The 14,650-nt window shown below is 54.1% G+C and carries 14 protein-coding genes; 11 read left to right on the forward strand and 3 right to left on the reverse strand.

What is annotated here, in order from left to right:
* Window position 1: 1 nt before the first annotated feature.
* The 4 genes from H3L98_RS08945 (at window position 2) to H3L98_RS08960 (ending at window position 5,894) form a co-directional block, all read left to right on the forward strand.
* Complete coding sequence (locus H3L98_RS08945) at window positions 2–2,152, forward strand: type I secretion system permease/ATPase (protein WP_027021718.1); 2,151 nt, start codon at window positions 2–4, stop codon at window positions 2,150–2,152.
* Complete coding sequence (locus H3L98_RS08950; protein WP_027021719.1) at window positions 2,149–3,285, forward strand: PIN domain-containing protein; 1,137 nt, start codon at window positions 2,149–2,151, stop codon at window positions 3,283–3,285. Before H3L98_RS08945 ends, H3L98_RS08950 begins: the two co-directional genes overlap by 4 nt.
* Window positions 3,286–3,299: 14 nt before the next feature.
* Window positions 3,300–4,532: an HlyD family type I secretion periplasmic adaptor subunit gene (locus H3L98_RS08955; RefSeq protein WP_027021720.1), complete on the forward strand. Its 1,233-nt coding sequence runs from the start codon at window positions 3,300–3,302 to the stop codon at window positions 4,530–4,532.
* A gap of 123 nt (window positions 4,533–4,655) precedes the next feature.
* Window positions 4,656–5,894 carry a D-serine ammonia-lyase gene (locus H3L98_RS08960; protein ID WP_027021721.1) on the forward strand — a complete coding sequence of 413 codons (1,239 nt, stop codon included), beginning with the start codon at window positions 4,656–4,658 and terminating at the stop codon, window positions 5,892–5,894.
* Window positions 5,895–5,939: 45 nt separating this feature from the next.
* Here the strand turns inward: H3L98_RS08960 and H3L98_RS08965 are convergent, their stop codons facing one another.
* Complete coding sequence (locus H3L98_RS08965) at window positions 5,940–7,151, reverse strand: hypothetical protein (RefSeq protein WP_051532017.1); 1,212 nt, start codon at window positions 7,149–7,151, stop codon at window positions 5,940–5,942.
* 128 nt (window positions 7,152–7,279) lie between these two features.
* Here H3L98_RS08965 and H3L98_RS08970 point away from each other — a divergent pair, with 128 nt between their 5' ends.
* From H3L98_RS08970 to H3L98_RS09000, 7 genes are all read left to right on the forward strand, one after another.
* On the forward strand, window positions 7,280–7,531 hold the full coding sequence (locus tag H3L98_RS08970) for an NGO1151 family protein (RefSeq protein WP_027021722.1): 252 nt from the start codon (window positions 7,280–7,282) through the stop codon (window positions 7,529–7,531).
* A gap of 203 nt (window positions 7,532–7,734) precedes the next feature.
* On the forward strand, window positions 7,735–8,178 hold the full coding sequence (gene rnhA, locus H3L98_RS08975; protein ID WP_027021723.1) for a ribonuclease HI: 444 nt from the start codon (window positions 7,735–7,737) through the stop codon (window positions 8,176–8,178).
* A gap of 25 nt (window positions 8,179–8,203) precedes the next feature.
* Window positions 8,204–9,163 (forward strand): J domain-containing protein, encoded by a 960-nt coding sequence (locus tag H3L98_RS08980; RefSeq protein ID WP_246327811.1) that lies wholly within the window; start codon window positions 8,204–8,206, stop codon window positions 9,161–9,163.
* Window positions 9,164–9,331: 168 nt separating this feature from the next.
* Window positions 9,332–10,156, forward strand: a complete 825-nt coding sequence (cysT, locus tag H3L98_RS08985; RefSeq protein WP_027021725.1) for a sulfate ABC transporter permease subunit CysT — start codon at window positions 9,332–9,334, stop codon at window positions 10,154–10,156.
* On the forward strand, window positions 10,153–10,992 hold the full coding sequence (gene cysW, locus H3L98_RS08990; protein WP_027021726.1) for a sulfate ABC transporter permease subunit CysW: 840 nt from the start codon (window positions 10,153–10,155) through the stop codon (window positions 10,990–10,992). The genes cysT and cysW overlap by 4 nt, the downstream gene beginning before the upstream one ends.
* Window positions 10,985–12,064: a sulfate/molybdate ABC transporter ATP-binding protein gene (locus H3L98_RS08995; protein WP_027021727.1), complete on the forward strand. Its 1,080-nt coding sequence runs from the start codon at window positions 10,985–10,987 to the stop codon at window positions 12,062–12,064. The genes cysW and H3L98_RS08995 overlap by 8 nt, the downstream gene beginning before the upstream one ends.
* A gap of 73 nt (window positions 12,065–12,137) precedes the next feature.
* Window positions 12,138–12,635: a YbhB/YbcL family Raf kinase inhibitor-like protein gene (locus H3L98_RS09000; protein WP_027021728.1), complete on the forward strand. Its 498-nt coding sequence runs from the start codon at window positions 12,138–12,140 to the stop codon at window positions 12,633–12,635.
* Between the two features lie 59 nt (window positions 12,636–12,694).
* Here the strand turns inward: H3L98_RS09000 and H3L98_RS09005 are convergent, their stop codons facing one another.
* Both H3L98_RS09005 and H3L98_RS09010 read right to left on the reverse strand, forming a co-directional pair.
* On the reverse strand, window positions 12,695–13,693 hold the full coding sequence (locus tag H3L98_RS09005; RefSeq protein ID WP_027021729.1) for a 2Fe-2S iron-sulfur cluster-binding protein: 999 nt from the start codon (window positions 13,691–13,693) through the stop codon (window positions 12,695–12,697).
* Between the two features lie 54 nt (window positions 13,694–13,747).
* Window positions 13,748–14,467: a class I SAM-dependent methyltransferase gene (locus H3L98_RS09010; RefSeq protein WP_420838895.1), complete on the reverse strand. Its 720-nt coding sequence runs from the start codon at window positions 14,465–14,467 to the stop codon at window positions 13,748–13,750.
* Window positions 14,468–14,650: the final 183 nt, after the last annotated feature.

Raw genomic sequence — 14,650 nt, forward strand, 5'->3', positions numbered from 1 at the left:
CATGCAAGCCATTATCGAACACCTGTCGCTCGCCACCCGTTTGCACGGCACGCCTGTTGCCGAAGCCGCCCTTTCCGCCCAAGTTCCGCACGGCGGTGCATTGGGCGACAGCGCCCGCGCCTTGTCAGAAGTGTTGCTCAGTTTTGGTTTTGACAACCATTTGGACAAACGCGCCCTAGGCGACATTCCCAGCCTTGCCCTGCCTGTGGTGTTGGTATTGCGCGACAACGAAGCCGCTTTGCTTACCCGCATAGACGGCGCAGGCATCGCCCGCCGCTACACCCTGCGCCAAGGCGCACACACCGCTGTCCAGCTCGACCATCACGAACTGATGCAGCGTTATTTAGGCTACTGTTGGTTTATCAAACCCAAAATCAGCGCAGACGGACGTTCGGAACTGCCCGAATACAGCCTGCCCAAAGCATGGTTTTGGAAAGTGATTGCCCGTTTCCGCCGCTATTATTACCAAGTGATTCTTGCCACTGTGGTGATTAACTTTCTCGCGCTCGTCAGCTCGCTGTATGTGATGCAGGTGTACGACCGCGTGATTCCCAACCAAACCTATGAAACCCTATGGGCGTTAAGCATAGGCGTGGTGATTGCCATTGTGTTTGAACTGATTGCCAAACTGGTGCGCGGGCATTTAACGGATATTGCTGGTAAAAAAGCCGATTTAATCATCAGCTCTGCCCTGTTTCGCCGCGTGATGGCATTACGATTGGCAGAAAAACCCGCTTCATCAGGTTCTTACGCCAGCAATTTGCGTGATTTTGAAGCGGTGCGCGAATTTATGACCAGCGCCAGTCTGCTGGCATTGGTGGATTTGCCGTTTTTGCTGTTGTTTGTTGGCGTGATTGCTCTGATTGGCGGCAAACTTGCGCTTGTTCCGCTTACCATTATTCCTACTGTGATTCTGGTCAGCCTGTTGATACAACGCCCCCTTTCTCGCTACATCAACGAATCCATGCGCGAAAGTTCGCAACGTCAGGGCTTGGCGGTAGAAGCCGTAGAAGGCATTGAAACCTTAAAAGTAAACAACGCCGCCAATTGGGCGCAACAAAAATGGGACGCTTACACCGCCAAAACCGCCGCCGCTTCCATTAAAGTGCGCGACACCAGCAATTTTTTAGTGAATTTTGCCGTTGCCATGCAGCAGTTCAACACCGTGGCATTGGTGGTGGTGGGAACGTTTTTGATTCACAGCACCAATCCCGCCGAACAAATCAGCATGGGCGCACTGATTGCCTCGGTGATTTTATCGGGACGCGCCCTTGCCCCGCTGGGACAAATTGCAGGTTTGGCAACGCGTTACCAATCCGCCAAACACGCTTTGGACGGCGTAAACAAAATTGTGGAACGCCCGATTGAACGCCAGCCCGAACGCCAATACATCACGTTGGACGAACCGCGCGGCGAGATGCAGTTTAAACAAGCTCGTTTTGTTTACCGCCCTGACCTACCCCCCGCCTTAAACGGCTGCAACCTGCACATTCGCGCTGGCGAAAAAGTCGCCATTTTGGGCAGCATCGGTTCGGGCAAATCCACGCTGTTAAAACTGGCAGCGGGGCTTTACGAAGCCCAACAGGGCAACATCACCCTAGACAACGCCGATTTGCGCCAGCTTGACCCCAGCTTTTTACGCCAAAACATTGCCCTGCTGAACCAAGCCCCGCGCCTGTTTCTCGGCACGCTGCGCGAAAACATGGATTTGGCACGCGCAGACGGCTTTTTTCACGGCGACCAAGCCTTATTGGACGCGTTGGCGCGTTTTGGTTTGGACAAACTGGTGCAAAACCACCCCAAAGGCTTGGATATGCCTTTGGGCGAAGACGGCTTGGGCTTATCAGGCGGACAAAAACAAATTGTGGCACTGGCACGCCTGACCCTGCGCCAACCGCGTGTGGTGTTGCTGGACGAACCCACCACAGGGCTGGACCCCCACAGCGAAAATCTTGCCCTCAATGCCTTGGCACAATGGGCGCACGATAAAACCCTGATTGTCGTTACCCATCGTCCGCAGGTGCTGAAAATGGTGGAACGCGTGATTGTGATGGACAACGGCGTAGTTGCTATAGATGGTGCGCGTGATGCCGTTTTGCAAAAATTGATGGAAAACGAACGGGCGCAAAATCAAAATAAGGAACGGCAATGAAACACCTGCTAATTGACTTTGAAAACCTGCAACCTGAAAATCTTGACCAAATACCTGTTGCCCACACCCATATTTGGTTATTTGTCGGCGCTATCCAAAAAAACATCACCATTGAATTGGCACAATCGCTGCTGCGCTTTGGCGAACGCGCCCATATCGTGCGTGTGAAAAAAACCGGTAAAAATGCGTTGGACTTCTATTTAAGCTATTACTTGGGCAAAATTACCGCCACCGACCCCGAAGCCACCATTGTTATCTTATCCAAAGATGGCGGTTATGATTTGCTGCTGGAACACATTGAAGACGAGCAGCAGGCGCAAGGCATTGTGCGCCTTGCCGCATTAGACAGCAGCAGCCCCGCTACTGCCGTGCCTGCCGTGTTGCCCGAAACACCCGAAGCAGACACTACACCACAGCACCGCCCTGTCGCCCCTTATTACCGCACCGCTTTGGCAGCTTTGCGACAAGCTGGCGCTTTCCGCCCCAGCCGTGTCCACAATTTGTTTTTGAATATCAAAAACCATATTCTACTAGAACAATTAAGCGACAAAGACGAAGCGGAACGCGAACACATTGTCCACATCATTATCCGTAAATTAACGCAGCACAAACTGATTGACATTGACGATGCCCGTCAAACCGTTACCTATCATTTAAGCGACCGGCACATTTTGCAGAAAATCCGTAAGTATGTATTACAACACAAACCGAAAACCGCCGCCGAATTTCAAGCAATGGTACTGGAACGCGCCGAAGCCCTTGCTTTAACTGTTGGCGAGAATGATGTGGTTGATTTTACCCGCTTATTGGTACAAGAAGGCTTGTTGCGGCAGGTGCAAAACAACATGTTGTATCCGCCGTTTCCGTCTGAAGCCCCAAGCACCACCCCAACGGTAAAGCCCCCAACACCCTCCCAAGCTGCCCCCGTTAAAGCCCCGGTCAAGCAGCCAATTCCCGAAAAACTATTGGCAATTATTCAGGTAAAAAACCGCCCCACCAAACGCAAAAAATTGCTGAATGCCATTACTACCACCTTAAAATGCAGCCGCCAACAGGCAGAACAGTATGTGGCAAATTTGGAAAAACAAAAATATTTTGCCTTTAACGGCGAAACCATTGTGTATAAAAAATAAATATTGGAAACATTATGTCAAAACCCCGCCGCGATGACTCTGTCTCGCCTGCCGACCTGCATTTAATCAACGACCTGAACGCCGCCCTGCAAACCGAAAAACACCGAGGCTTATTCGCCGTGGTGCTGTTGTTGTTTGCTCTTGCTGCTGCTTTTGTCATATGGGCATACCACAGCAAAGTGGAAGAAGTTACCCGTGGGCAAGGCAGCGTGATTCCCAGCAGCCGCGAACAAATCGTACAAAGCCTAGACCCCGGCACCATTGCCGAAATGCTGGTTAAAGAAGGCGATGTGGTAGAAAAAGACCAAGTTTTACTGAAGTTAGACGACACCCGCAGCATGGCAGTGTTGCGCGAAAGTGCCGCCAAAGTAATTAACTTGGAAGCCATGATTGCCCGTTTACGCGCCGAAGCCTATCACGCCGAGCTGTCTTTTCCCAAACACATCCCTCCCGAACTGCGCCAACGCGAATCCGCCGCCTACCACGCTCGCCGCCGCGCCATGACCGATTCGGTACAAGGTTTAAGCGTCAGCAAAGCCACATTAGACCGCGAAATCGCCATTACCGAACCGATGGTTAAACAAGGCGTGATGTCGGAAGTAGAGCTGCTGCGCATGAAACGCGAATCCGCCAATCTTGCCCTGCAAATTGCCGACAAACAAAACCAATACGCCGCCGAAGCCAATAACGAATTGGTAAAAGTAGAAGCCGAATTGGCACAAGCGCGTGAAAACATGGCGGTACGCGCCGACCCTGTGGAACGTTCCGAAATCCGCGCCCCGCTGCGTGGTATTGTGAAAAACATCAAAATCAATACTTTGGGTGGTGTGGTACAAGCTGGTCAGGAAATTTTAGAAATTGTGCCTTTAGATGATAAGTTGTTGGTAGAAGCCTATATCCGTCCGCAAGACGTAGCGTTTATGCGCCCCGGTTTGGATGCAGTGGTCAAAATCAGTGCTTACGACTACGCCATTTACGGCGGTTTAAACGGCAAAGTTACGTTGATTTCGCCCGACACTTTAAGCAACCAACGCCGTGCCGATGATTTAAAACTGGACCCCAATCAGCAGTATTACCGTATTTTGGTGGAAACCGATGGCAAGGGCATTACCGATAAAAACGGCAAAGCGATGGAAATTATCCCCGGTATGGTGGCAACTGTGGATGTCAAAACGGGCGAAAAAACCGTGTTTGATTATCTGATTAAACCGATTACGCGCCTGAAACAAGCCCTGCGCGAAAGATAAAAGTTAAAATGCCTGCTTTCCCATACCGCGTTGGCGCTGCCTTGCCGTATTACGCATACTGTCTGCGGCAGCGCCGCCTTGTCTGGAAAATCAATCATTTCAACCGCATTTTTTAGGAAATCCATGTCTCAAAATCCCGACCCGCTGATTCGCACCCTGCAATCGCGCCAGCCGCTGTGTTGGCACAATACCCAACTTGCCCCGTTTGCACAGGCACGCACCGCTTGTCCGTTTGATGTAGACGATGTTGCCGCTGCTGCTGCGCGTTTGCAACGTTTTGCGCCGTGTATTCGCGCACTTTTCCCCGAAACCGACACAGGTTTGATTGAAAGCCCTTTACGGCGCACGCCCACGCTGCAACAACACGCAAACGGCGCAGGTGAATTATGGGTGAAATGCGATGGCGAACTGCCGATTTCCGGCTCGGTAAAAGCGCGTGGCGGTATTTATGAAGTGTTGTGCCATGCCGAAGAAGTGGCTTTGCGCCACGGCGTGTTGGCAAACACTGAAGACGATTACGCCAAACTCGCCGCTGCGCCTGCGCGGGCAGTATTTTCGCAATATTGCATTGCTGTGGGTTCAACGGGTAACTTGGGTTTGTCCATCGGCATTATGGCGGCGAAACTGGGTTTTCAAGCAGCGGTACATATGTCTGCCGATGCCCAAGATTGGAAAAAACAGCTGTTGCGTGAAGCGGGCGCACAGGTGTTTGAATACGCGGGCGATTACGGCGCGGCGGTGGCAGCGGGCAGACAGTTGGCAGAAAACGACCCGCAGACTTATTTTGTCGATGACGAACAGTCGTCACGGCTGTTTTTGGGCTATGCGGTGGCGGGGGAACGGCTAAAAGCGCAGTTGGACACGGCAGGCGTGGCGGTTTCGCGCGAACGTCCGCTGTATGTGTACCTGCCCTGCGGCGTGGGTGGCGCACCGGGTGGGATTGCGTTTGGCTTAAAGCTGGTGTTTGGCGATGCGGTGCGCTGTGTGTTTGTTGAGCCTGTTGATGTGCCGTGCATGCTGTTGGGCGTGTACACGGGCAAACACGAACAGATAAGCGTGCGCGATATTGGCTTGAGTGGGGAAACGTTGGCAGACGGGTTGGCGGTGGCACGTCCTTCAGGCTTGGTGGGACGGGCAGTTGGGCGCATGATTGAGGCGTTTGTGACGGTGGCGGATAAGGATTTGCTGCAATGGTTGGCACGGGCGCACCGCGATGAAGGGCTGAAACTGGAACCTTCTGCCTGTGCGGGCTTGGCAGCGTGGCAGCACTTTGCAGAACACGATGCGGTGCATATTGTGTGGGCAACAGGCGGGGGCATGATGCCTGACGGGGTATTTGCCGATTATTTGGCGCAGGCATAAATAAAAAACCAAACGGTTATCATCGTTTGGTTTTTTTAAATTTACTTACACATTTTCATCATCGGGAACGGCGGTATATTCGCGCACTTCTTCATGCGCGGCTTCGCGTTTGACCAGATGGATGATTTCGTCCAAATGGTGTTGCAAAATTTCTTCCACCACTTGTGGCACTTCTTCGTTTAACTGCATTTGCAAATCGTAAGACAGGGCAGCGGTTTTACGCAGCAGTACGCGGTGGGTCAAACCCGCTACGGCATTGGCGATATGCGGTTGCAGACGGCTGCGGATGCCGTCAATCAGGGCTTCTTCCGACAGGATTTTCACGCGCTTGCCGATGGGCAGTTCGGGCGGGTTGTACACATGCACGGTGATTTCGGGGGCATCGGGCGTTTCGGGGCTTTTCAGGGTATGGGTATGCACGGGCAGTAAAAACTCTTTGCTTTGTTCGGATTCTAGGGCGTTTTGAGCGGCAAGCCAATCTTCTTGAATCAAAATGGCATTTTGTTCGCCGCTGTCGTCAAACAGGTTGCGGTTGTGTTCGTCTGCCAGATGTTGCAGATAACGCAAACGTCCGTATTCGCGCTCTTCGGGGGTGGTTTCGCGGGCAGGTTTGGCGGGCGCGGGTTCGGGCAGGGCGTTGTCGGAATGGTCGGCAAGGGCTTCGGGGGCGTGCAGTCCGGCAATGCGGGCAGCCAGCGAACCGGCAGGCAACTCGGCGGCGCGTTCTGCCAAGGGTTTTTCGCGTTCGGGCGCAGGTTCGTTATCGGCAGGGGGCGGGTCGGGCAGACGGTAATCGGGCACAGCGGCGGGGTCGCGTATGATTGCGGGTTCGGACGAGGCTTCGTCTGCGGTTTCTTGTGCGGTTTCTTGGCTGTCGTTTTCTGCCTGATTAAGCGCGTCCAAGGCGGCAGCAGCCACTTTGTCTGCAAATTGTTCGTCTGCCGACTGTTCGTTTTCTTCTGCCTGTGTGCCGTGCACGGCGGCGCTTTCGTCTGCGGCGGGGCGGAACGGGGCTTCCTGCGCTTCCGACTGCGGCGGCGGTTCAGGGATGTCGTCCGCTGCCGACACGGGCGCGGCGGCTTGCGGGGCATAAGCGGCAGGGTCTGCCGTGCCGTATTCGGCGGGGGATTCGGGTTCGCGCCAGTCGTGCGGTGCGGTTTCCCAAGTGTCTTGTTCGTGCGCGTCGGGCAAGGCGTTGTGCTCGTCTTGCAAGGTAAACACCATGGAGGCATTCTGGTTATTGTCTCGCTCTTCCATATCAATGATTTTCCGTATTTTTCCCGATGGTTAAACGGGGTGGTTCGTTGAAAAACACCGGCGGGCGGTTGCCGAATTGCTACAGGCGGTTTTACAATGCGCCGTTTTTCCCTTTTGCCGGAGATGCCGTGGATACCCAATTAGAACAGAGACTCGAAGACTTGGAAGCCGCCCATGATGCCTTACGCATGCACAACCGTATGCTCACGGCGGCTTTGCAGGGGCTGTTTCGCGCCCTGCCTGCCGATTGGGCGGAAGATGCCGCCGAATCGGTACAGCAGGCGTTTGAAGACGAGCTTGCCCAATTGGATTATGAAAACAGCCCGCACGCCGATGCCTTTCAAGACGCAGTGGCAACATTCTGGCGCAACAGCCGCTGATGCGGCGGGCTTTCCTGTTTCTGTGCCTGAAAACGTGCGCAGCCGGAAAGCAGTTTACCCCAAAACGCCCGTTTTGTGGCAGCCGCATGGCGCAAGGCTCACCCGTCCGTGCCGAAAAAGGCACACTTTCCGCACAAAATGCCGCCACGCACCGCCGCCGCTTATGATATGATTCGCCCCATTGCAACAAAAACTTAACACCCATGCAAACCGTTTATCTTTATACCGACGGCGCTTGTAAAGGCAATCCGGGACGCGGCGGCTGGGGTGCGCTGCTGCGCTGCGGCCGTCACGAAAAAGAACTGTTTGGCGGCGAAGCACACACCACCAACAACCGCATGGAACTGACCGCCGTCATCCGTGGCTTACAGGCACTCACCCGCCGCTGCCGCGTGCATATCCACACCGATTCGCAATATGTGAAAAACGGTATGGAAAGCTGGATACACGGCTGGAAACGCAACGGCTGGCAAACCGCCGCCAAAACCCCCGTTAAAAACGGCGATTTGTGGCAGATGCTGGACAGTTTGGTGTCGCAGCACGATATTTGCTGGACGTGGGTAAAAGGCCACGCCGGTCATGCCGACAACGAACGCGCCGACCAACTTGCCAACCTAGGCGCACAACAAAAAACAGCCCAAACCTGAAACGCACGCCGCAGCAGGGCAGCAGATGCCGCAGCGTCCGTCCCAACCCCCATGCGGCGTATGCAATGCGCCGTCCGAAACCACTATGCACATTCACACCCATTACGACAATTTACAGCTGCCTCAAAGCGCCACCGATGCCGAAATCCGCCAAGCCTACCGCCGCCTGTCCAAGCGTTACCACCCCGATTTAAACGCCGACCCCGATGCACACCGCATCATGCAGCTGATTAACCGCGCCTATGAAGTGCTGTCCGACCCTTCCAGCCGCGCCGAACACGACCGCTGGATTCGCGCACAATACCGCCGTCAGTATGAAGTGATGCCGCAGCCCATTACCTACTATTATGCCGAATCCGCACCCGCTGCCCCTGCCCGCACGCCCGTCAAACTGATGTTTGCCTTATTTGGCGTGTCGCTGCTGTTAGCGGTGCTGGCATTGTGGTTGGGTTTGGGCTGGCTGCAACAAAGCAACCAAGCCCCTGTGGAAACCGCTGCCCCCGCGCCCGCGCAGCCCATTCAAATCCACATTGGTGTCAACAGCGGCACAGCGGCAGAAACCGTTCCTGCCGCACCGCCGCCCCTGCCCGCCGCCCCTGCCTACTACATCCGCACCGACACCGCCCCCAACGGCACACCTTGGCCGGGCGAATCGGGCTATATCGGCGGCTACCCCATTGTCAGCGGCAGCGGCGGCAGCACCATTTACGCCGACAACGTCCGCAATTCCTCCGACGTATTCGCCCAGCTATACGAAAAACACAGCCCGCAGCCCCTGCGTACCTTCTTTTTACAAGAGCGCAGCGAACTGCCGCTTAAAAATTTAGACACAGGCGAATACTTTATCCGCTACCAGCAGTTAGACAACGGCGAATTTCTCGACAGCGAAAGCATTGCCATCGGCGACAACGGACAAAAAGCCACCATCTACCTGCAACGCGGCAAAGCCCCCGCCCCCAAGCTACACCACGACGAATCCCCATAAACCCCAACTGCCTGAGAAATAAAAATTTTCAGGCAGTTTTTATTTTCCATCACAACGGTCAATCCCCATTCTTCAAACACGAATATGGTTCATAACCATTCATTCTTTCCCAATTTCCCACAAGACAGATAAAGTGGCTGCTTCTTTTATCGGCGAAGCAATCACACCATGGCGCGTTCTTCCGTATTGCCCGCATTCGGGTTAAGTTTTGGCATCAGCATCAGTGCCTTATCGCTGCTGGTTCTGTTGCCGTTTGCCATGCTGCTGTGGACGGTATCGGGCATGGGTTGGACCGGATTTTGGCAAACCGTATCCGAACCGCGCACCTTAGCAGCCGTTCAATTAACTTTACAAACATCGTTTTGGGCGATGCTCACCAATGCCGTTTTCGGCACGCTGACCGCATGGGTATTGGTGCGTTACCGTTTTGTCGGGCGCAACATCATCAATGCGCTGGTGGACCTGCCCTTTGCCCTACCCACTGCCGTCACAGGTGTGGCACTGGCTACCCTGTACGCCCCCAACGGTTGGCTGGGACGCTGGTTCGCCCCTTTTGACTTAAAAATCGCCTTTACCCCCATCGGCATTTGGATTGCGCTGGTGGTGGTGGGACTGCCGTTTGTGGTGCGCTCGGTACAGCCTGTATTGGAAGAGTTGTCGCCCGAATACGAAGAAGCCGCTGCCGTCTTGGGCGCAGGACGTTTCACCGTGTTCCGCCGCGTGCTGTTGCCCGAAATCCTACCCGCTTTGGTCACGGGTGCAGGCATGGCGTTTGCGCGGGCAACAGGCGAATACGGTTCAGTGATTTTTATTGCAGGCAATATTCCCATGCAATCGGAAATTTTGCCGCTGATTATCGCGGGCAAGTTTGAATTGTTTGACATACAGGGCGCAGCTGCCGTGTCTTTGTTTATGTTGGCAATTTCATTTGTGATTTTGCTGGCTTTAAACGCATGGCAATGGCGTTTGTCCAAACGGGGCAAGAAAAAATGAAAACCAATCCCTTAATTATTGAACCCAAAGCAGTGCGTGTGTTGTTGATTGGCTTGGTGTGGGTGTTTTTGAGCCTGATGCTGGCTGTGCCTTTGGTGGCGGTGTTTTGGTATGCGCTGGAACAAGGCTGGTCGGTTTATCTTGCCGCCTTGCGCGACAGCGAAGCCTTACACGCCGTAAAGATGACGCTGCTGATTGCCGCAATTGTTGTTCCCGTTAATGCCTTATTGGGGATTGCATTGGCATGGCTGCTGACCCGTTTTCAATTTCGCGGCAAACAATTATTAACCACTTTGCTGGATTTGCCATTTTCGGTGTCACCCGTGGTGGCAGGGCTGATGTTTGTACTGATGTTTGGCGCACACAGCGCGTTTGGCAGTTGGTTGGAAGCGCATGGCATACAAATTATTTTTGCCTTACCCGGTATGGTGTTGGCAACCTTGTTTGTAACTTTCCCCTTTGTTGCCCGCGAGCTGATTCCGCTGATGCAGGCACAGGGCGACAGTGAAGAACAGGCTGCGCTGATATTGGGGGCGAATGCGTGGCAGATGTTCCGCCGCGTTACCCTACCCAATATCAAATGGGCGTTGCTGTACGGCGTGATTTTAACCAACGCCCGTGCCATGGGCGAATTTGGCGCGGTGAGCATGGTGTCGGGGCATATACGCGGTCAAACCAACACCCTGCCCCTGCAAGTGGAAATTTTGTATAACGAATATCAGTTTACCGCTGCTTTTGCCCTGTCTAGCCTGCTGGCACTGCTGGCATTGCTTACCCTGCTGATACAACAGCTTTTGGTGCGGCGCAAAGCCTTCGGAAAGGAACACCATGATTGACATTCAAAACCTTAACAAGCATTTTGGTTCGTTTCATGCCCTAAAAGACATTTCTTTAAATGTGGCGGCAGGCAGTTTGACTGCATTATTAGGACCTTCAGGCTGCGGCAAAACCACCTTATTGCGCCTGATTGCAGGCTTGGAACAGCCCGACAGCGGAAAAATCCTGTTTGACGGGCAAGATGTTACCCGCACGCACGTCCGTGAACGCGGCATCGGCTTTATGTTTCAGCATTACGCCCTGTTCCGCCACATGAGCGTGTTTGACAACGTGGCTTTTGGTTTAACCGTACTGCCGCGCCACCAACGTCCGCACAAAAACGCCATTGCCGCCAAAGTGTCGCAACTGCTGCAACTGGTGCAGTTAGAACACCTCGCCCAATCCTATCCCGAACAATTATCAGGCGGACAACGCCAGCGCATCGCCTTGGCACGCGCACTCGCCACCGAGCCGCGCCTGTTGCTGCTGGACGAACCTTTTGGCGCATTAGATGCCAAAGTGCGTAAAGAACTGCGCCAATGGCTGCAACAAATCCATCACGAATTGGGCATTACCAGCATTTTGGTTACCCACGACCAAGAAGAAGCCCTAGAAATGGCAGACCAAATTGTGCTGATGAATCACGGCGTGATTGAACAAAGCGGCAACGGGCAAGACTTATACCACCACCCCGCCAGCGTGTTTGTTACCGAATTTTTGGGCGAAAGCAATGTATTTGACCAAGCCCGTATCGAGCAGGGACAATTGCGCATCGGCAGCTACCGCCAAAGCGTTCCCGACCACGCCGCACAACGGCAAAGCGTCAGCGCCTATGTGCGTCCGCACGATATTTCATTACACCGCAGCGAACCTGCCAATGCCATCGGTGCAGCCACCGTGCTTAACGTCCGTGCCATAGGTGGCAATGTGCGTGTACTGCTGGAATCCCCACACAGCAGCAAACCTGTACAAGTCGTGTTGGAACACGCCCGCTTCCGTACCGAACCGCTGCAAACGGGCGAGCGCGTGTGGCTGCTGCCGCATGCCGTTACCGTTTTTCGTTTGCCGCAAATGGTGGAATACGTTATTTAAATCCCATCAGCCCTTTTATTCCACCACCAAAACCGCGATAATCCCCCTTTTCCGACCACATAAAGGAAATCCGATGAAAGTCAGCATTCCCGTTCTAGAAAACGGCGTGATTCCCGACCGTTATGGCAAACGCGGCAGCCAACTGGGTAAAAACGACATGCCCACCCTGTCGCTGCCGTTTGAAATCAGCGATGCCCCCACAGGCACACAATCTTTTGCCGTGGTGTTTGACGACAAAGATGCCGTTACCGCCGCAGGTTTTGTGTGGGTGCATTGGCTGATTGCCGATTTAACCCGCACATCCGTCAGCGAAAACGACAGCCAGTCCGCGCAGGATTACACACAGGGTGCCAACAGCTGGGCAAGCGTATTGGGTGGTTTGACAGCCGAAGAAGCCGCCTGTTACGGCGGACCTGCTCCGCCCAACTGCCTGCACCGTTACGACTTTACCGTGTACGCCCTAGATTGCAAACTCAATCTGCCCCATGCTTTCCGTTATAACGAACTGCATTACGCCATGCAGGGGCATATTTTGGCACAAGCCACCGTTACCGGTACTTATGATGTGTGATTTGCCCTAAAAAACAACACGCCGTTTTGCAAACAAACGGCGTGTTGTTCCATATTTAATCAATTACTTAAAAACGCATCGCTGTAAAACGCTGCATCGTCCAAACCCCGTGCCAAACACACGGCACGCGCCGCCGCAATCATCGCAGGCGAACCGCAGGCATACACCTCACAACCCGCCAAATCCGCATAATCCTGTTCCAACTGCTGCTGAACATAGCCCTGTGCGCCCGTCCAATCCGCATCGGGGCGCGACAGCACGGGCGTATAACGCGCCCCATACAAGCGCGACAACAAGGCTTTTAATTCGGTTTCATCATATAATTCATCAGCATGGCGCACACCGTGATACAGATGCACAGGACGGTAAGGCGCGGTATCCGCCAAATGCGCCAACAGGCTTTTTAAAGGCGCAAACCCCGTGCCTGTGCCTAAAAAAATCATCGGACGGCTGCTGTCTTCGTTTAAAGTAAATCCGCCCAAAGGTCCGCGCAGGCGCAAAATCGTGCCTGCTTTTACCCGTCCGTCAAACAACAGCGGCGAAAACAAGCCGTTTTCGTGATGGCGGATGTGAAATTCCAATACATCGGTTTGCGCGGGGGCATTGGCAACGGAATAGCTGCGGCTGCCGTCTTTTAACAGCACGTCCATATATTGCCCTGCGTAAAATTTAAACGGTGGCGCTTTGGGCAACGCCACTTTAACCACGGCAATACTGCCGCGCACATCTACCGACAACACCCGTGCAGGCAAGGTGCGGATGCTGACCGCTTTTGCGCCCGCATAAGCAGGCATATCCACTTCCACATCGCCATCGGCGCGGTTGCAACACAATAAAATCATGCCGTTGGCGTGTTCGTCTGGCGTAAGGACATAATCATCATATTCGCCGTTTGGCACAACTTTTCCCGACACCAGCCGCGCCCGACACGAACCGCACACCCCGCTTTGACAGGCGTGGGGCAGGTTGTGACCGTGGCGCAAGGCAGCGGCTAAAATGGTTTCATCGGGCGCGGCAGTAAAAACGGTTTGACTGGGGGAAACGGTGATTTGCGACATGATTTGTTACGGCAGACAAAGTATAAAGGGGCGCATTATAAGCGAAAACGGCGTTTAAGGCGTTGGCAGATAAGCATCAAAACGGGTGGATTTGCCCGTGTATTGGTAGGCGGGCGTTGCGCCGCATAAATATTCGCCCAAACGCGGACGCTTCACGACAACACGTTTGCCGGCACAGGCACGCGCCGCCGCCAACAAATCGGCATCGTCCTGCGCTGTTGCCTGCCCCACCAAGGCATGAAAATACGCCATTTCCTTTTTCACGGCAGCGGATTTTTGCCGTTCGGGATACATCGGGTCAAGGTAAACCACATCGGGCTTGCCGTATTGCGCGGCGTATTCGGGCAACAAAACGGCGGCATCGCCATGATGCAGCGAAATATTTTGCACAATTTCCGCCGTTTCCGCACATTGCGCGGCGCGCGCCAAACCGTCTGCCAACAGGCAATACACGGCGGCATGGCGTTCAAACACACGCACGCGCAAACCCAGCCCCGCCAACACAAAGGCATCGCGCCCCAAACCGCCCGTTGCGTCCCACACGCTGGCGCAGGCGCGGCGGTTAACCGCTTTGGACAACAGCTCGCCGCCGCCTTTGGTACGGCGGTAGTGCGCCGCGCCGCCGACAAAATCCACCCGCACCCGTCCTTTTTGCCCTGCTTGGCACAGGCTGATGCCGTCGCTGTCGTGGTGCAGGTAGAGGCCGTTTTCAGGCAGCGTATCGGTAATGTGGCAATCGGGGATTTGGGCGTAGTCGGGTAGGGATTGGGGGATAAGGTGTATAAAATCATTTTTTAGAGAAATCAAGCTGCCTAAAATAAAAAAGGGCTTTCAGGCTGCTTTTTGGTACACAATAAAAAAGCTTGCGTTGTGCCTGAACCGTACTCCCTCCCCTGCCAAAGCGGGGGAGGGTTGGGGTGGGGGCAAGCAATGAAATACCAACCCATTTCCCCCACC

This window comes from Conchiformibius steedae, assembly GCF_014054725.1.
Taxonomy (GTDB): domain Bacteria; phylum Pseudomonadota; class Gammaproteobacteria; order Burkholderiales; family Neisseriaceae; genus Conchiformibius; species Conchiformibius steedae.